This is a genomic window from Thalassolituus sp. ST750PaO-4 (assembly GCF_020320405.1).
GTDB classification, from domain to species: domain Bacteria; phylum Pseudomonadota; class Gammaproteobacteria; order Pseudomonadales; family Oceanobacteraceae; genus Venatoribacter; species Venatoribacter alkanivorans.
The window spans coordinates 731,577-749,512 of the sequence record NZ_JABVCB010000005.1 but is presented as its reverse complement, the minus strand read 5'-3'; the positions used below and the strand labels follow the sequence as shown (position 1 = coordinate 749,512).

The 17,936-nt window shown below is 56.0% G+C and carries 12 protein-coding genes and 1 riboswitch; of the genes, 3 read left to right on the top strand and 9 right to left on the bottom strand.

What is annotated here, in order from left to right; translation table 11 throughout:
- The 4 genes from HUF18_RS05790 to HUF18_RS05775 form a co-directional block, all read right to left on the bottom strand.
- Positions 1–519: a cytochrome b gene (locus tag HUF18_RS05790; RefSeq protein WP_225691468.1), complete on the bottom strand. Its 519-nt coding sequence runs from the start codon at positions 517–519 to the stop codon at positions 1–3.
- A 58-nt stretch (positions 520–577) separates the two neighbouring features.
- Complete coding sequence (locus HUF18_RS05785) at positions 578–892, bottom strand: DUF2149 domain-containing protein (protein ID WP_145466855.1); 315 nt, start codon at positions 890–892, stop codon at positions 578–580.
- Positions 889–1,359, bottom strand: a complete 471-nt coding sequence (locus HUF18_RS05780) for a MotA/TolQ/ExbB proton channel family protein (protein ID WP_225691467.1) — start codon at positions 1,357–1,359, stop codon at positions 889–891. Before HUF18_RS05780 ends, HUF18_RS05785 begins: the two co-directional genes overlap by 4 nt.
- Before the next feature lie 65 nt (positions 1,360–1,424).
- Positions 1,425–5,834: a cobaltochelatase subunit CobN gene (locus HUF18_RS05775; protein ID WP_225691466.1), complete on the bottom strand. Its 4,410-nt coding sequence runs from the start codon at positions 5,832–5,834 to the stop codon at positions 1,425–1,427.
- A 126-nt stretch (positions 5,835–5,960) separates the two neighbouring features.
- A riboswitch (cobalamin riboswitch) is annotated at positions 5,961–6,172 on the bottom strand.
- Positions 6,173–6,455: 283 nt separating this feature from the next.
- Here HUF18_RS05775 and HUF18_RS05770 point away from each other — a divergent pair.
- Entirely contained in the window at positions 6,456–9,965 is a 3,510-nt protein-coding gene (locus HUF18_RS05770; RefSeq protein WP_225691465.1) for an ATP-binding protein, read from the top strand.
- 25 nt (positions 9,966–9,990) lie between these two features.
- Here the strand turns inward: HUF18_RS05770 and HUF18_RS05765 are convergent, their stop codons facing one another.
- The gene (locus HUF18_RS05765) at positions 9,991–11,991 is read right to left on the bottom strand and encodes a DNA topoisomerase III (protein ID WP_225691464.1); all 2,001 of its coding nucleotides are present in this window, start codon (positions 11,989–11,991) and stop codon (positions 9,991–9,993) included.
- A gap of 150 nt (positions 11,992–12,141) precedes the next feature.
- Here HUF18_RS05765 and HUF18_RS05760 point away from each other — a divergent pair, with 150 nt between their 5' ends.
- On the top strand, positions 12,142–13,989 hold the full coding sequence (locus HUF18_RS05760; RefSeq protein WP_225691463.1) for a methyl-accepting chemotaxis protein: 1,848 nt from the start codon (positions 12,142–12,144) through the stop codon (positions 13,987–13,989).
- 3 nt (positions 13,990–13,992) lie between these two features.
- Here HUF18_RS05760 and HUF18_RS05755 read toward each other — a convergent pair whose 3' ends face one another.
- Together HUF18_RS05755 and HUF18_RS05750 are read right to left on the bottom strand one after the other, a co-directional pair.
- Entirely contained in the window at positions 13,993–14,634 is a 642-nt protein-coding gene (locus HUF18_RS05755) for a response regulator transcription factor (RefSeq protein ID WP_225691462.1), read from the bottom strand.
- The gene (locus HUF18_RS05750) at positions 14,631–15,794 is read right to left on the bottom strand and encodes a sensor histidine kinase (protein ID WP_225691461.1); all 1,164 of its coding nucleotides are present in this window, start codon (positions 15,792–15,794) and stop codon (positions 14,631–14,633) included. Before HUF18_RS05750 ends, HUF18_RS05755 begins: the two co-directional genes overlap by 4 nt.
- 158 nt (positions 15,795–15,952) lie before the next feature.
- Here HUF18_RS05750 and HUF18_RS05745 point away from each other — a divergent pair, with 158 nt between their 5' ends.
- On the top strand, positions 15,953–16,747 hold the full coding sequence (locus HUF18_RS05745) for a MipA/OmpV family protein (protein ID WP_225691460.1): 795 nt from the start codon (positions 15,953–15,955) through the stop codon (positions 16,745–16,747).
- 37 nt (positions 16,748–16,784) lie between these two features.
- On the opposite strand, the gene HUF18_RS05740 is transcribed toward HUF18_RS05745, so the two are convergent.
- Positions 16,785–17,606: a hypothetical protein gene (locus HUF18_RS05740; RefSeq protein WP_225691459.1), complete on the bottom strand. Its 822-nt coding sequence runs from the start codon at positions 17,604–17,606 to the stop codon at positions 16,785–16,787.
- A 124-nt stretch (positions 17,607–17,730) separates the two neighbouring features.
- Positions 17,731–17,886: a hypothetical protein gene (locus tag HUF18_RS05735; RefSeq protein ID WP_225691458.1), complete on the bottom strand. Its 156-nt coding sequence runs from the start codon at positions 17,884–17,886 to the stop codon at positions 17,731–17,733.
- Positions 17,887–17,936 lie beyond the last annotated feature (50 nt).

Here is a 17,936-nt window from a genome sequence, read left to right as displayed (position 1 = left end):
CTAAAGCATTTTCTGCAGCAGCCGGATTCCCCGGCGCTGATGCACAATAACCGCAGCAATATGACCAAGCACCAACAGAGCCAGCAACGCGCAGGAATAATGGTGCAGGGCTGCAAAGAAGGCGGTGGCAGCCCCGGCCCGGAGCGGTGGCATTAATTCCGTCAAACCAAACACCGGAGCCGGACGCTCCAGCATAAACACCCCGCTGAATAATACAGCCAGCACAACAACATAAATCAGCCCGTGACCCGTGGCTGCCAGACGCTGCTGCCGCACAGTCAGCGCTGTTGTCACCGGTTTCGGCTGCAGCACAGCCAGAACCGAGCGCAATAAAAAGAACGGAATAAACAGCAGAGTCAGCGCTACATTAAAGCGGCCAAGCCACTGCTGAACATCTGCGGTTAAAGGAAAAAATGCCAGACAGGTGCCGCTGATCAGAGCCCAGATAATCACCAGTGCTGACAACCAGTGCAGGCTGCGGCGCAAACCGCTGTAACGATAGTCAGTGGATATATTCATCGGTACGTTATAACCGGGAAATATGTCCGGCGGATGAAACGCCGCCACTTACAGATTGCTACTTCACCAGAATTAAGCGGCCGCTTTCCGGATCGCGATAAACCTGTCCCAGAGATTCATACCCTTCGCGCCCTTCACTTTTTTGCTGCAGCTGTTGCTGTAACTGTACCGGCATCTGCGTTAATTCTTTTCCGGCCTGTACCGGCTGTGCCGCCGGCAACTGAAAGTGCTGGCGTAATTCCGGGCTCAGCGCCACCAGCGCCGCAATTAAGCCACAGGCGAATACCAGCATAATGTCGACAAGGTTTGCCAGCGGGCCAAGGGGCTCACTTTCTTCACTGTCAAAAGCACTGCGGCGCCACTGATCGCTCATAATGCATGCGCCTGTGTTTGTTGCCGTTCAAGCTCCAGTAAACCGGCATCGTACCAGCGCCGGCGTAGGCGTCCGAGGACAAAGCCGGCGATGCCCGCCAGCAGACCAATCACCGTGGTATCAAAGGCAACGGTCATGGCCGTTGTCAGAATGCGGATTTCGCCATCCCCCAATGCCGCCAGCCCGGGGCCGAGCGGAATTAATGTCCCCATTAAGCCCAGCATCGGTGCAATGCGGGTAATAAAATCGGCACGCTCGATCCGGCGTTTTCCCACGCTGAGTAAATAATCGCGGTCGCCTCTGGCCACCAGACGACGGATCACACCAAGACGCTCACTGCAGGCAATGCCTGCCTCGTATAACGCCAGTAAAACGAAAAATAATAATGCCCAGATAACCGGCTGCAGCAGCAGCCCGGTCAGTTGATGCAGCAGGGTCAGGCCCAGTTCGCTGATATTAAAAGCCATCGTTTTTTCCTGATAATAATGTTGCGGAACGGTGTCTGTTCACGGTTAAAGCAGGCCCGGATTATTTACAACCGGCGAGCGCGGAACATACCCGCGACCGGCAACAACAGCGCCAGCAGTAATAGCCAGCCGTATTGCCATGCTTCTGCCGCGGGTTTCTCCGCACTGCCGGAACTTTGCCCGTCAGTGGCCATTGCCGGCTCCTGTGGTTTGTCGTCAGGCAGAATAATTTCCTGAATATGATGCGGCGCTTTGGTGTCAGCGGCAGAATCATCAGGCAGGCGGCTGGCGGCCAGCACCTGCTCCAGTTCGGCGGCCAGCGCCGGCGCAATCAGGCGCTTTACCTGTTCATACAACGGATGATTGGCATGGGTATGACCACTGCCGGGTAAACCATGGCGCACAATATTACCGGCCAGCATCTGCGCCAGTTGTTGCCGGGTCGCCGGGTCGGCATCCCAAAAACCTTTATCGGCGGCCACCAGCATCACCGCGAGGATATTGCTCTGTACCTGTACGTTGTGGCCGTCCTGCCAGAACTCCTGCATCCCCAGTTGCAGGCTGTCGTCGATATAAACCGCTTTTACGTCTTCCCACACCCAGTCATCAATGAGCTGGGGGCTGGTTACCTGCCAGCCCCACAGGTACTCAATAAACTCACTGCCCATCGTCCGCGCACCGGCATAGCCTTCAGCCATTAACGGACTGATCCACTGGCGGTTAAGAAAACGCCCGCGCAGCTCACCCAGTAACGCCTGTTGCAGTGACGTAATCTGCAGCTGATCGTTATTGCTGTGATCAATCACAAAACTGGCCGGGGCTTTACCGGTCAGACTTTCCACCGCCAGGTTCAGACCACCGAGATAATCAAAGGCGTCATTGTTATCCATCAGACCGTAGAGATTGCTGGCACGGCCAAGGTAGGTGTTGGCCACCGCCTGCAGTTGTTGCTGATAAGCCTGTTGGCGGCCGCTGCCGGAACTCAGCGAGCGCTCCTTCAGACCGTAGGCGTGTCCCATACGGCGGATAAAAACGTCTGCCAGTTCAGAGCGTTCCTGCCAGGCAGATGAGCGTTCAGCCAGACGGTTAATCCCGGCCCCATAAGAACCCGGCGCTGCCGCAAACACGCGCAGACTGGCCGTCTGTGCCAGCTCCGCCACATCGGCCGACGGCTGTGCCTGCAATTGGCGCCGCAGTTCATCAACCCAGTTACGCGCAACCAGATTCTGCTCCAGCGGTTCATCCGTGAGCACGGTGTCCTGGCCGGCACTCTCTGTTGCCAGCTGCGCCGAGACCGGTGCCAGCGTCTGCTGCAGGGCATAACTCAGCGCCGGGTAGTCACGTTCAATGGTGGTGCTGCTGGCCGCCAGCGCCAGCAGCACGGCTTCGTCCAGCAGCGCCAGCTGGCTGCCGTATAAATCGCGGAACAAACCGGAACTGGTGAACAGCACGTCACGACGCTGCGGCCGTGCAGCACTTAATGGCAGGCGCTTCAGCCCTTTGATAATGCCGCGGCCATTCCAGACCGGCTCGACCCCGAGCAGATCCAGACCAAAGGCAATCATCGCGCCTTCATCCCGTACAGCATCCGATGCCCACAGAATCACAGCGTCTTTTTCACCGGCAGCCAGCGTCTTAGCACGCGCCTTCTGCGCCAGCTCGCGGCCGACCGCAGCGCCGGTCGGACTCGGCAACAGGCTGGCATCCAGCGCGTAAAAATTACGCCCGGTAGGTAATGCCTCCGGGGTCCGGATCGGATCGTTGCCTTTACCCGGTGCCACAAAGCGCCCCTTCAGGGCATTCAGCAAGGCATCCATTTCGGCATCGGGCGAGGCGGTTAAGGCCTGCCGGTAGCGACTCTGGCGCTCCGGGCTCCAGTTATTGTCCTGCTGCATTGAGGTCAGCATGGTTGCCACCGCGCTGTCATCCCAGCGGCGGCCAAACACATGCAGTCCGAGGGGCATAAATTCTTCCTGCAGATGGGTCAGATAGTGGCCGGTCTCATGCAACAGGAATTCATCATCAATATCGTTAAAACCAATACCGCGCAGCTGCAATTCTTCATCCATGCTGGCACTCAGTTCATCCCGCAGGTTCAGCGCGTCGATACGCTCGCGCAACTGACTGACCGCTTTCTGCCTGCTGAGCGGGTCGCTGGCCGCTTCGGCACTTTCAATCAGCTGCCGCAGCTCCAGCAGACCGTCGTACAGCTGGGTAGTCGCCAGCGGTGGCGTCAGATGATCAACCATCACCGCTAAGCCACGGCGTTTGGCCTGAATACCTTCACCTACGCCATCAACGATGTAGGGGTAAATACCAGGAATATCGGCCGCGACCAGCCGTGGATAATCACTGGCCAGCAGCCCTGTTCGCTTGCCGGGCAAAAACTCGTAGGTGGAGTGGCGTCCGAGGTGAATCAGTGCATCGGCACGGAATTCATCCGCCAGAAAGTGATAGAACGCCAGATACTGATGCGTCGGCGGAAAGGTCATATTGGCATGCAGCAGTTCTTCGTTCAGCTCCCAGCCACGGGGTGGCTGCGGCCCCAGAAATACCTTGCCAAACTGTACGCCCGGCAACAGCAGCCGCTCATTCCACACCATCACCTTGCCCGGTGCTTTGCCCCAGCCCCGTAATCCTTCGATACGTAACTCCAGCAATGCCTGCACCAGAGCATCAGCCTGCGCCCAGCCTTCGGCCGTTAATGGTTGCTGCAGCAGTGACGGATACAGGGCCTGCAGCTGACCGAGCAGATTCAGCGCCCGCTCGCGGTACTGACTGCGGACACCGTCGAGTACGTAACGGATATCGTGCAGACGGCTGTGCAGCTGATCCTGCAGCAGCGTCTGCAGCGTCACCCGGCTCTGTACGTCCAGCCCGGTGGCCTGCGCGGCATACTCCCGCAGGCTCTGATGCAGGGCCGCCAGCGGCCCATCCTCCAGCTCAGCCTGAACCTGTGGCGGCTGACGTTGCAGCCACTGGCGGTAAGTCGCTGCACTCATGCTCTGCACCTGGGCGCTCATCGTCTGCAGGGCACTGGCATCCTGCGGCAGATTAACGGCCTTCTGTTGCAGCAGATCCAGCAGCTCGGCAGCACTGCCCGGCAAAGCCTGGGGATCGCCCAGATCGTAACCTTCGCGCTGCAGGCGCTGCAGTATCTGCCACAGAGACTCAACCACATTCAGGTTGTCGGCACCTATATTGTGCCGCCCCGGCGGGTGGTTGTAGTAAATGATGGCAAGGCGTTTATCGTGGTTAGCGCTCTGCTGCAGGTGCAGCCAGTTCTGTGCGCGCTGGGCAAAATGGGCGATTTCATCCGGCAGAGGTGCACTCTGTAACAGACGCGCACCGGTCTGCCGGTCCAGCACCGCCGGACTCGCCAGCGCCAGCACCTGAGGCTGGCTGATTCCCTGCAGCTCGGGCATTGCTATCCGGTAATGCACGCTGTCAGCGGGAATCCCCTCACTGCTGTACGGATAGCTGGCCGCATTCTGCTCCAGCAGGCGGATGCCCTTCAGCACCGGAATACTGGCAGAACTGAAAGCACGGGTAACGGCTTCGCGGCCATCGCCGCCACCAATCACAAAGTCCTGCAGACTGATCAGCAGTGCCGGGCGATCCGAGGCCCACTGCAGCAACTGGCTGCTTGACTGACGACTGGCCTCGCCCCAGGCAGCCAGTGCAGATACACAGAAAGCCGACGTAAAAGAACGGCAGAGTTGCTGATGCAGATCCCACTCACCGGCCTGATCGCCACTGTCATGGTCGATGATCATCACCAGCGGACGGGCCGGCTCCTGCGCCAGACGCTGACCCAGTGCCGCTGCACTCAGCGCCTGCGACTGAGCAGCCTGATAGAGAAAATAGCGCTCGTCCTGCTGGATCTGCACTGGCTGCCAGGGCTGCCCGCTGTGCAGCAGCAGATTCAGCAGGGCCTGATCATTCTGCTGCCCACGGTTTTGCCAGTAAGCCCGCATCTGTAACCACTGCGCCAGAGCAGGCCACTGCTGCTGCAGGGCCTGCAATTGCTGTTGCATGTTTCCGTCAGAGGGGTTCAGTGCCTGCAGTAAGGGCTGTGCGGCGGCGGATGAAAGCGCGGGAAAGCGTCCCCCCAGATCATCCTGATGCAGCGCCAGCAAACGCCGGTCACTGTTCAGTATGATCCGGGTCTGAGTTGCGGTGTAAGGAAGTGCTAACAGCCGTTCTACCGGCTCGGCAAAGATTCCCAGAAACAGCAACTGCCCGGCACCTGCAACCAGTTGCTGCAACTGATCATCATCCAGCTGATTGATCTGACTGGAAGTCCGTACCTGAATGGATAACTCCGCCGCCTGCTGCAGGTGCTGATGTGCTGCCGCCACAATCCTTGCCGCCGAACGGTCTGACACCAGTACCAGTGCGTACCGGTCAGCAGCGGCCAGCAACTGGGCCGGAAGAAACAGGAGTGCCAGCAAAGCCAGCCGTAACAAAGACATTATCAGGTACCCGTCAGTAATCACCAGAGTGGCGCGGCGGGCAGCAGAAAACAGCAACAGGGGAAGACTGCGCGGGGCGCAGAGCAGAGACGACCTGAAACCAGCTTTCCAGGACACCCCGCCTGTTTATCTGTTTGTATTCAGGCCGGTCTCCGGGCTCAGACTCTGCTGATCATCAGCAGCACCACAACCTTCCCATACGCCTTACAGCGACAGTGGTGTGTGGTTCAGCACAGCGTTGGGCTGGCTGTCATTACCGTTGCGGGGGCAGCACAGGCATTGAACCTGTTTCCCGATTATCCCGGCATAAGCCGGGCACCTGAGGGCGCAGAGGATACCTGCAGAGAGGCACGAACGAAAGATGAAGATGCCGCCTTATGCCATTGACCGGATACGAATAGCAGCTAAGTTTAATACGTTGGGAAACGTCGATGGATCCAATGCCCGGAGGTGCTGCTCCTGTCACGGTTACCCGTAATCATGCAGTGTTACAGAAGGTAGCCGCTACAAATCATGTCAGACAGTACCGCGCAGCGGACCAGCATAAATTCCAGGAGAATTGCTCCGTTTTTCAGGGGCTAACACCGCTCGCAGACCACGGGTCTGCGGCAAGGATCCAACATGAGCAGCAGCGCTAACCTGCCCACAATGCGCAGGTTTTTTATTGTCACCGGTCTGGTTGCTTTATTGCTATGCGGCATACTGATGGCATTGATCGAAAGCCACAGCCGTGACGAAGCCTACAAAAGGGCTTTTTCTGAGCTGAGTGAGCAGGCTGCATTGCGCGCTAATTATTTTCTGAAAACACTGAATACCGATAAGGATAAAGTCCGCTTTATTCATAGCACCCCTCCCATCAGCGGCATTGTCAGAGCAATAGAAAATAATGGTAAAGATCAGCTCGACAACACCACAACGCAACAATGGGAACAACGCCTGCAGACTATTTTTACCGGTTTTATTGCTGCCAATGAGGAGATTCGTCAGATCCGCTTTATCGGTAAAGCCAATAATGGCCGGGAGCTGGTTAGGGTCGAACGCAAAAATGGCATGATCCGCATTACCGCAGAGGAAGACCTGCAGGAAAAAGGACAAAGCAGTTACTTTTCTGAAGCCGAAAAACTGAATAAAGATGAAATCTATATCTCGGCCATCAACCTTAACCGTGAACACAATAAAATTGAGACCCCGGCCTGGCCGACCTACCGGATTGCCGAGTCTGTTTTTGATTCAGAAAACCGTTTTTTTGGCTTTGTAATTATTAACTTTGATGCCGAGACACTGCTCAGAAATCTTAAAAGTGACACCCCAAACAATATGCAGATATTTCTGCTGAATGATACCGGCGGATACCTGATAAATCCCGACACCAAAGAAGAGTTCCGTTACGAATATGATCCGAAAAGCAACTGGAAAACCGATTCAGAACCTGTTGCAGTTGATAACCACAAAAACATCTTCAAACGTAAAAACAGTCCAAAGGATGATATTATTTATTCGTACTCCCGTCGCATATTCCTCGACGGCCCAGGTAGCAGGCACTACCTTGACCTGCATACCGCCTTTTCTGCCGAAGATATAGAAAGCCAGTTAGACAGCATACGTCTTAAAGTTCTGTTGCTGATTGCCGTACTACTGTTATTCGCAATATCAATCGCCTGGCTTTACCAGCGCCGCATCGAAGCACGTATGGCACTGCTGACGGCCAGATCAACCGCCCGGGCCATTATTAATTATTCAACCGATGCCATTATCGGTATTAATCCGGATGGAAAAATCGACAGCTGGAACAGTGGAGCCACTGTCATGTTCGGCCACCATGAACAAACAGTGATAGGAAAAACACTATTTAACACAATTCTTGACAGTAATAATCAGCAGATTACACCGGATATGATTTCCGATGTGTTATCCGGCAAGGTATTCACCCAGTGTGAGACCCGGGCAAGAACTCAGAAGGGTGAAAAACTGCATATTTCGGCCAGTATTTATCCCATTATTATTGAGCAAAAGACTATTGGCTGTGCAATCAGTATCAGGGATATTACCGAACAGCATTTACTGAACGAAAGAATCGCACGAATGAATACCAGCCTGGAGGATCAGGTAAAAGAGCGCACCCAGGAGCTGGAAAAAGCCATACAGGAAGCGCAGCAGGCCAGTCAGGCAAAAAGCCTGTTTATCGCGAATGTCAGCCATGAAATCCGCACCCCTATTAATGGCATCATGGGGATGCTGTCATTATTAAAACGGGAATGCAGTAACGAGAAACAACAGCACTATATCCATATAGCGGAAAGCAGCGCCTCGGCTCTGACCGCACAGATCAACGACATTCTCGACTTTTCAAAAATAGGTGCAGGCAAACTGCAGCTTGAGCAAACCGACTTCAGTCTGACGGCATTACTCAGTTCTATCGCCGCCAGTGCATCGGTTCCGGCATTTGATTCCAATATCGAGTTTATACTGGATATTGCCGCGATTGAGCATGACCGTGTGCAAGGAGACCCGGCCAGACTGCAGCAGATTATTTCCAACCTGACATCCAATGCCGTGAAGTTCACTCCCGCCGGCGAAATTATTCTCAAAGCTTCCACTGCAGAAGAAGACAATGGCGATATCCGCCTGTTCTGCTCGCTGACGGATACCGGTATTGGAATTCCCCCCGATCATCACGAAAAACTGTTTGAAGCCTTTAATCAGGTCGATAACAGCACCACCCGCAAATTCGGCGGCACCGGCCTCGGTTTGTCTATCTGCAGACAGCTTTGCACGTTAATGCAGGGGCAGATCAGCGTGCAGGGCAGCAGTGAAGAAGGCACAACCATCGCTTTCGATATTTTGCTCCGTGCCGGTTCCGGAAATGACCAGGATACTCCGGACGTCTCCCTGCATGACCAGCACTGGCTGATTGCCTGTGATAACAAAGCACTGCAACAGGCGCTGGGAAATATTATCCATAAGCGGGGCGGAGAATTTCTTGCGATACACAGCGCAGAGCAAGCCGGACTGATGATCGGTAATACCCCACCTGCGGATTATTTATTACTTGATATCCACTGGCTGCGCGGTTCCCTGCTGACCAGCCTGCAACAAGGCATTTTTCGCGGCAGGCTGATCGTGCTGGTGCCTCCGGGCTACGACAATGAGTTACCCCAATTACCAGCCGAACTGCAGGCCACCAGCCTGACCCGCCCGGTCGCGCCGGCTGATCTCGACGCCGTCTGCGGCGGGCGGACTCCGGAACATAGTGCGCACCTGAGCACCGCTGGCAGCAACAGCCGTTTTCCTTTATGCACTCCAGACGGACGCCGTCATCATGTTCTGGTTGTGGATGACAATGCCATTAATCAGGAGGTTGCCTGTGGCCTGCTGGAAAGCATGGGATTTGCTGTCGACAGTGCTGACAACGGCATGGCGGCTCTGGAAAAACTGCAACAAAGCAGCGACGACGAACCTTTTGATCTGATTCTGATGGACTGCCAGATGCCGGTTCTTGATGGCTTTGCCGCAACGAAAAAAATCCGCGCGGGTAATGCCGGTGAACGCTACCGGTCAATCACCATTATCGCCATGACTGCAGGGGCAATGGCCGGTGACAAAGAGAGCTGTCTGTTGTCCGGAATGAATGATTATCTGAGTAAACCTATCGATATAAACAGTTTTCAACATGCTCTCAGTGCCTGGCTGACGCCCGGCGAAGAAAAACAGCCACCCTCCAGGGAGGATAATATGAGACAGGCAGACAATCTTATGCAGAATGACGACAGGCTTCCGGCTGAGGTCAGCAGCCAGACAGTATGGGACCGTGCCGGCGCCTTACAGCGTCTGATGAACAGGGAAAGTATTCTGATCCGGGTCGTGGAATTATTTATCAATACTTCCGGAGAAACGCTGCAGGCATTGCAGGATGCGCTGGCGGCACAGGATATCAGCAGTATTCAGGCACAGGCGCACACGCTGAAAGGCGTAGCCGGAAATATTGGCGGTATGCAGTTAATGGCACTCAGTGCATTGCTGGAACAGGCAGCCCGTGAGCAGGATAACAGCCGCTTGCAAAGTCTCAGCCAGCATCTGACGCCTTGCTACAATACGCTGATGGAATGCCTGCAGGAAAATCAGCCGGCATAAATGCTGCCGGCTCAGAGACACGCGGTTAATTAGGGCCTGCCGCCGGTGCTTTTTTCCTGCGCCGGCCCGCTGTGCTGTTACTTTTTCCCGCAGCACCAGCCCTGCTGACGCTCTTTTTTCCCGTGCTGTATTTGCGCCTGCCTGCAGTATTCGCTGCACTTCCCGCTAACCCCGAAAACTGCACACTATCGGCTGTCAGCGCCAGGTTGATGAGGTGCTGCAGCTGCTCAGTAAGCGGCTGCATAAAGGCCGTATAATTCAGACTTTTATGGGCAATATCCTGTAATTGCTTTTCCCACTGCGCTGTCATGTCCGGTCTTGTGGCTGCTTCTGGCAGCGCATTAATCAGCGCTTTTCCCAGAGCAGTAGCGCGGATACTTTTGCCCTCACGCTGCAGAAACCGGCGCTTAAATAACAGCTCAATAATACCGGCGCGGGTTGCTTCTGTTCCCAATCCATCGGTTTCTTTCAGAATGCTTTTCAGCGCCTTGTCCTGCACAAAGCGGCCGATACCGGTCATCGCTGCCAGCAAAGAGGCATCGGTAAAATGTGCCGGTGGCTGGGTGTGTTTTTCCTGCAGCAAAGGTTCTCCGCTCCACAGCATCTGTCCTGCCGTTAACGGCGGCAATGGTGCTTTGGCGGTCGCCTGATTTTCCCTTTGTGGCAGTAAGACTTTCCAGCCCGGCTTCAGGGTTTCACGCTCACTGGCGGTAAAATGTCCACCACTGATGGTCAGGCTGATTCTGGTATCGGCGTATTCATAATGCGGAAAAAACTGCAGCAGATACTGGCGGGCGATCAGCGCATAGAGTTTTTGTTCACTGCTGCTCAGCCGTCCGCCAGGCAGTGCTTTGGCGGTTGGAATAATCGCATGGTGTGCCCCCACTTTCGCATCATTCCAGGCCTGACTGCGGATTGAGCTGTCGGCCTGAGCGCAGGCCGAAGCCAGTGCTTCGCTGTGCGCACTGATAGCGGTCAGAACCTGCTGGCGCTGGGCAAAATGTTCCTGTGGTAAGTAACGGCAATCGGAGCGCGGGTAGGTAATTAACTGATGCTTTTCATACAGGCTCTGTGCTCCGTCCAGAACCTGCTGCGCACTCATGCCCAGCGCTTTGGCGGCATCAATCTGCAACGCCGATAAATTAAACGGCAGCGGCGGCGCCTGCTTTTTTTCTTTACGCTCAACCTGTTCAACCTGCGCCGGTTGCTGACTGATACGGGCAGCCACATTGGCGGCCAGCTTCGGATTCAGCACCCGGCCTTCCTCATCCTGATGCGCGGCACAGGCATCGCTCGGCTGCCAGTTGGCGTAGAAACTCAGAGGGGTATCTGCCGTTAAATGAACAGCCGCCTGCACCTCGTAAAAAGGTTTGCTGATAAAGTCAGCTATTTCCTCATCACGGCGCACCACCAGCCCCAGTACCGGCGTCTGCACCCGGCCAACGGATAACACGCTGTTAACTCCGCCCTGACGACCTTTTATGGTGTACGCGCGGGTCAGGTTGATGCCATACAACCAATCGGCACGGGAGCGCGCCAGCGCCGAAACCGACAGCGGAATAAACTCCTGATTAGAGCGCAGCTGCTGCAGTGCCCGGCTCACCGCCTGCGGATTTAAATCACTGATTAACAGTCGCTGCATTGCCTGGCGTTTGGCAGCAGGCACCTTCAGGAATTCAATAACCTCGTCCACCAGCAGCTGCCCTTCACGGTCCGGATCGCCGGCATGTACCAGACTGCCGGCTTCTTTAACCAGCTTGCGCAGCACACTCAACTGCTTACGGGTTTGCGCTTTGGCCTGCAGTTGCCACTGCGCAGGTACAATCGGCAGATGATCGAGCCGCCACTGCTTAAAAGCCGGATCGTAAGCATCCGGTTCTGCCTGCTCTAACAGATGGCCGATACACCAGCTCACCACGTCGCCGTTGGCGGCACGGATAAATCCCTCGCCCTTACTGTGTGGCTTGGGCAGCACGGCGGCGATGGCACGGCCAAGGCTGGGTTTTTCGGCAATAATCAGGCGCATGGAAATCACTGTATTTTTATACAGCACTTATCATAGCCGAGCCCCTGTTTACGTGCCAGCGCCTGCGCGTATTGCCGGGCTCTTTTAACAAAACGCTCAGTACAATATTTGATCTATGCTGAAAACAGCCCGTTTTTCAGGATAAATCCTATGCGTAACAGTATCCGTAAACAGATGATGCTCGCCGTCGGTGGCACCATTCTGGTGCTTCTTGCTCTGAGTGGCATTTTTACTTACGAGCAGGCCCGCAGCAGTCTCGAGCAAGCCATCGGTGAGCGCATTCAGGTAACCGGTGAACGTGCCAGCCGCTACGTCAGCAGCTGGATCAATAATAAAGGTCAGGTCTTAAGTGGCACCGCCAAAGCATTAATTAATGGCGACCGTATAACGGTGATCGAACAGGGGCTGACATCCGGTGACTATATGTTCCTCTATCTGGGCACCGACAGTGGCGAAATGATCATGCGTCCGGATGATGAATTACCAGCCGATTACGATCCGCGCACCCGCCCCTGGTATCAGCAGGCGATGGCAGAAAAACGCCAGGTTCTGACAGCGCCTTATGTTGACGTTACCACCAACGAATTAATCGTCACCTTTGCCGAGCCGCTGCGTGGCGGAGTGATCGGTGGGGATATTTCTCTCGAAGCCATCGTAAAAGAAGTGCTGGGTATCGAGCTCGGGGACAGTGGCTATGCTGCCCTGCTCGACAGCAAAGGCGATTTTATGGTCCATCCGGATCAGAAGCTGCTGGGTAAAAATGTTTCTGCCCTTCTCGGCAACGGCACACAACTGCAGCTGAATAAAATCCAGCAGGCCAGCTTTAATCAGCGCAACAGCCTGGTCGGACTTTACTCCATCGACGGTACTGACTGGCGTCTGCTGCTGGTGATGGATAAGGCCGAAGCCTTTGCCAGCCTGGCGACCCTGCGCTGGTCAAGCATGCTGATCGGCATTCTGACTATCGTGGTGGTAACCCTGATTGCCGGCATGATTATCTCTTACCTGTTACGACCACTGGTCGTGCTTAACAGTGCGATGTCGGACATTGCTCAGGGCGAAGCCGATTTAACCCGTCGCCTGCAGGTGACCCGGCACGATGAAATTGGCGCACTGAGTAACTCTTTCAATGTCTTTGTTTCATCCATCCATGAACTGGTTTCCCAGAGCCGCGACTCTTCCCGCGAACTGGATGGCATTGCCAAATCTGCACGCGAAAATGCCGAAAACAATAATCAGGCGGTGCAGTTGCAGCAGAATGAAATCAGTCAGGTTGCGGTAGCTGTTAACGAGCTGTCTTCCACCTCATCCGAAGTCGCGACCAATGCTTCTGATACGGCCAATGCTGCGCAAAGTGCAACCACTGAAGGTAATAAAGGCATTCAGAATGCGCAGGAAAATAAACGCCGCATGGATGGCTTATCGCAACAGATGGACAGTGCCACCGAAGTGATTAATCAGCTCGACAGTCAGGCGCAACAGATTACCGGTATTCTCGCGACGATTCAGGGCATTGCCGAACAAACCAACTTACTCGCTCTGAATGCCGCCATTGAGGCTGCCCGTGCCGGTGAGCAGGGCCGTGGTTTTGCCGTGGTTGCCGATGAGGTTCGCACCCTGTCCCAGCGTACCCACGAAGCCACAGGCGAAATTCAGGAAATGATCGACAGCCTGAAACACCACAGCCAGAATGCCGTGGGCATTATGGAAACCAGCAAACAGCTGACCGCCGAAACCGCCGGCAGCGCCATTCAGGTGACCGACAGTCTGACCGCGATTGCCGATGCGCTTAACGATATTTCCAGCCGCTCACAGAGCATCGCCAATGCCTCGCGTGAGCAGCATGCCGCCACCGAAGAAATCAGCCGTATTGCCACCGCCATTCAGGCAGCGTCGGATGATCTGGCGGCTAACGTTGAGCAGGCAACCCAGCAGTCTCACCAGCTGCATACCCTGAGTCACGATATCAGCTCAAACCTATCGCGTTTCCGCGTCTGAGCGTTATAGCAGGCCATTATCAATGGCCTTTAACACCGCCCGGGTGCGGTCGCGTACATTCAGTTTGGCCAGAATAAAGGACACCTGATTACGCACCGTGCCCGTCGATTTATGCAAGGCTCCGGCAATTTCCTGATTGGTATAACCTGCCGCCACCAGCCGCAGAACCTGCAGCTCTATCGCTGTCAGTGGCTCATCAGCCAGGCTGGTGCTGCTGTCAAACTCCAGCTCAAGGCGGTGTTCACTGATCTTACTCGTCACCGCCGGCTGTACCCATTGCCCGCCCTGATGCAGGGTTTCGATGGCGGCCAGCAACTCATCCAGCGCCACGTCTTTACGCAGATAACCACGCGCCCCCCGGCGCATACATTCCAGCACCAGCTCATGGTCATCAAAGGTGGTCAGAACCAGGACCGGTATATTGCAGCGCCGCTGGTGCAGTTCTGCCAGTAATTCTGTGCCGCTCATATTCGGCATACGGATATCCAGCAGGATGACGTCCGGCTGATGCTCTTCAATGGCCGCCAGTCCCTGCACGCCGTCACTGGCTTCGGCCACCACCCGGCACAGCGGGCGCAGATGCAACAGCGTGCGGATGCCTTCACGCACCAGTTGCTGATCCTCAATCAACACTACATTGATCATACGAGCAGTCCATTATCCCAGGGCAGGGTCAGTGTAAGTTTTAAACCATGCAGGCCACATTCCCAGTCGCAGCGGCCACCGATATCCTGCGCCCGTTCCTGCATGCCACGCATGCCATTACCGGGCACCGGCAGCTGCCGCAGCCCGCCGTTATCTTCTACCGTAAGCTGCAGGCTGGCGCCCTGTTGCCGCAACAGGATAGCCGCGCGACTGGCCTGACTGTGGCGCAGAATATTGGTCAGCGCTTCCTGCGCACAACGCAGTATCACTTCGGCGCAGTGCACATCATCGATAATCAGCCCCGGCTGAATCTGCAGCCAGACCCGCGGACGCGGCACCGCTTCCAGCAGGGAGGTCAGCGCCTGACGCAAATCCAGCCCGCGCCGTTCACGGAATTCAGACACCGCCTCGCGCATATCACTGAGCAACAGATGAGCAATAGTTCCGGCGCGGTCAATGGCGTGATCCCGCGGTTGCGCTTCGGTATGGCGGGCAATCTCCAGCTGAATACTGAGTGCCGCCAGATGGTGCCCGAGCAGGTCGTGCAATTCGCGCGCAATACGCAAACGCTCATCGCGCTTGCTGGCCGACGACAGCAGGCTTTGCGTGGCTTTCAGCTCACGCACCAGCTGCGAGGCATATTCCCGCGCCTGCTGTTCCGCCTGCAGGGTAAAACAGATGTACAGCGCAAAGAGGTTAAACAGCGCATAGAGCACGGTGTTGATCAGCACAAAGTCCTGATCAAACAACAGCCCCTGATACAGGCCCACCAGCAGCGGCACCAGCAGCGCGGCCAGCAGGCAACTGCGCCAGCTGAAATAACGCGGTAACTGCGCGATCACCAGAATCCACAGCACCGCACAGATGCCGCTGCCAAACAGCAACATCAGCAACAGAGCACTGACCATTGCCAGCCACAACCAGACTGGCGGGCGCCGGGCCTCACGCCAGGGCGGCAGACGTGCCAGCACATTCGCAACCAGATTCAGCAGAAACAGACCGCTTGTCAGTGCAATCCAGGCGGGGGTCGCCGGCACCCGGGTAACGGCCTCCACCTGGCCCAGCCAGAGGAAGATCAGCGCCGCAGCCAGAAAGCCGATGGTCAGTGCCGCCAGAATAATATCGGCGGCAATAATGAGGTTGGGTTTGATTCTGTTCACGGCCGCAGTGTGCCAGAGGCGCTGCCGTTGCTGAATAGGGCAAATGTCATCTTCTGCCTGTCGGCCCGGTGCCGCCGCACGTCTGTCGTGACATTTGCCACAAGGCAGCGCTGCCCCGCCGCTCTAGCATCGGTTACCACTGACCGGCGGAGCGACGTATGAATCAGGTTATCTATCTTTTATTCACCTCAGTCAGCTGCAGCCTGTGTATGGCGCCGCTGAGCCCGGCGCTGTATGCCAATGAAACGGCTCCGGCTGAATACTGGCAGCTGGAATATGGCGCCGGCACGCTGCAGCGCTCAATGCCCTGGCAGCAGGCGGAGAGCCAACATTTTAATTTTCCGCTGCTGTCAGCCCGGCGTGGAAACTGGCGCCTGGGCGTCGACGGCGCCCTGCTGCAGTATCAGTGGCAACAAAACAGCCACAGCCTGAGTGCTGGCATCGGTTTGCGGGATGAGGTGTTCGACAGCCGCTTATGGGGCAAAGCCGACAGCAATGACCCGGTATTTGATGGCTATCGCAGCGATGGTGGCGATACCACCTTTCAGCTGCGCGGCGGCTGGGGCTGGCTGAATGCTGGTGTCGAGCAGGATATTTCTTCGCACTCCGGTGCACTGACCGCCGATGCCAGCATCACCCTGCCCCTGTTTTATCTGCAGGGCGGTACGCGCGCCCAGCTGCTTGCCGGTACACGCTGGCTGAGCGAATCTTACAGCCGCTATGTGTATGGCATCAGCCCGGAACAAAGCAACGCACTGCGCTCCGAATACCAGCCGCAGCAGGCGTTTAATCCGCAACTGACGCTGCAGGCGCTGTGGCCCATCAGTCCGCAGTGGCTGCTGCGTCTGCGCTGGCAGCAGGAGTGGCTGGACGACACCCTGCAGGACAGCCCGCTGGTCGGCCAGCCGGTCAGCCGTCAGGCAATGCTGCTGCTGAGCTGGTCACCGGACTGATGCCGGCTCAGGTTCCGTTCAGAGCCAGCAGCCGGGCTCAGTGGCGGTGCTCTTTAATCCAGCGCACAAAGGTGTAATGGCGCAGCCCCCGACTGTCGATGCGCAGGAATACTTCCAGATCACCACGGCGTGAAACTGAAATCCCCCAGCCGGGATGATCCTCCACTCCGGCCTTATTACAGCCTTTGCCCTGCGGCGCATTACAGCCGCCGCTGTCACCGCCACCACCACTATCGCCACCAGCGTAAGAGTCATAGCTGTCAGTGCTGCTGTAGAGACTGTCCAGCTCTTCATAGTCATGCGCATTGGGGTAAGGGTACGGCGGGTCCTGATAATCCATGCAGGTAAACAGCGGCAGGTTATCAAAGACCTCGTCCTGATGATCCAGACCCAGATCGTGGCCCAGCTCCTGACAGGCCACACTCTGGCGCCACTCAAAGGTGTCGTAATAACCGTTGGCATAGCCCGGCGAGAAGTAGGAGTCGTTGAGTTTGGTATAGGCCGATGTGATATGGCCATAACCATCCACCGAAATACCCGCCACGCCCAGCCAGCCGTTATAGCCATAGGCCAGATTGCAGATACGCATACCCCCACTGCCACCTTTGCAGCTGCGCCGGGTTTTACTGCTGGTATCGCCCTCACTTTCTACCAGCGTCAGCCGTGAGGACAGCGACCAGTCGGCCACCGCCTGGGTGACAAAGGGGTCCCACTCGCTGGTCGTGCTGTTAATCAGAGTCAGGGTAAAGGGACTGACGGTACTGGCCCAGTGATAACCGTTCCAGTTGTGATCAGCCCGGACAGCCGGAGCCAGTGACAAGGTCACCGCCGCTCCGGCCAGAAGAAGTGAATGTTTCATAGCAGCCTCCCCCGCAGAAACACAACAGGCAGAAGGCCGGCGGCAGACAGACACCGTCGGTCGGACTGCTTTCAGTATAGCGGCGGAAGCTTTTGCCAGTACTTTGGCATTAGATTGTTTTTATCTAATCACCTTTCTTTATTTCACCCTTCACCAGAGGGTGACAGACCTGATCACCGTAGTAATCGTTGCTGTAGTTACACTGCAAGTTACACTGCGTGGTCACAACGGTTTTCCGGCGACGGCTGAGTTGAGTGAGCAAAGTTCGGACCTGTTTCATCATATTACTCCTGTGACGATGGCATCTGTGTGCCGGATGAACAACAGACT

Excerpts from the sequence above, each read along its gene's own strand:
- HUF18_RS05790 (WP_225691468.1), bottom strand. The coding sequence starts at position 519 with ATGAATATATCCACTGACTATCGTTACAGCGGTTTGCGCCGCAGCCTG.
- HUF18_RS05785 (WP_145466855.1), bottom strand. The coding sequence starts at position 892 with ATGAGCGATCAGTGGCGCCGCAGTGCTTTTGACAGTGAAGAAAGTGAG.
- HUF18_RS05780 (WP_225691467.1), bottom strand. The coding sequence starts at position 1,359 with ATGGCTTTTAATATCAGCGAACTGGGCCTGACCCTGCTGCATCAACTG.
- HUF18_RS05775 (WP_225691466.1), bottom strand. The coding sequence starts at position 5,834 with ATGTCTTTGTTACGGCTGGCTTTGCTGGCACTCCTGTTTCTTCCGGCC.
- HUF18_RS05770 (WP_225691465.1), top strand. The coding sequence starts at position 6,456 with ATGAGCAGCAGCGCTAACCTGCCCACAATGCGCAGGTTTTTTATTGTC.
- HUF18_RS05765 (WP_225691464.1), bottom strand. The coding sequence starts at position 11,991 with ATGCGCCTGATTATTGCCGAAAAACCCAGCCTTGGCCGTGCCATCGCC.
- HUF18_RS05760 (WP_225691463.1), top strand. The coding sequence starts at position 12,142 with ATGCGTAACAGTATCCGTAAACAGATGATGCTCGCCGTCGGTGGCACC.
- HUF18_RS05755 (WP_225691462.1), bottom strand. The coding sequence starts at position 14,634 with ATGATCAATGTAGTGTTGATTGAGGATCAGCAACTGGTGCGTGAAGGC.
- HUF18_RS05745 (WP_225691460.1), top strand. The coding sequence starts at position 15,953 with ATGAATCAGGTTATCTATCTTTTATTCACCTCAGTCAGCTGCAGCCTG.
- HUF18_RS05740 (WP_225691459.1), bottom strand. The coding sequence starts at position 17,606 with ATGAAACATTCACTTCTTCTGGCCGGAGCGGCGGTGACCTTGTCACTG.
- HUF18_RS05735 (WP_225691458.1), bottom strand. The coding sequence starts at position 17,886 with ATGAAACAGGTCCGAACTTTGCTCACTCAACTCAGCCGTCGCCGGAAA.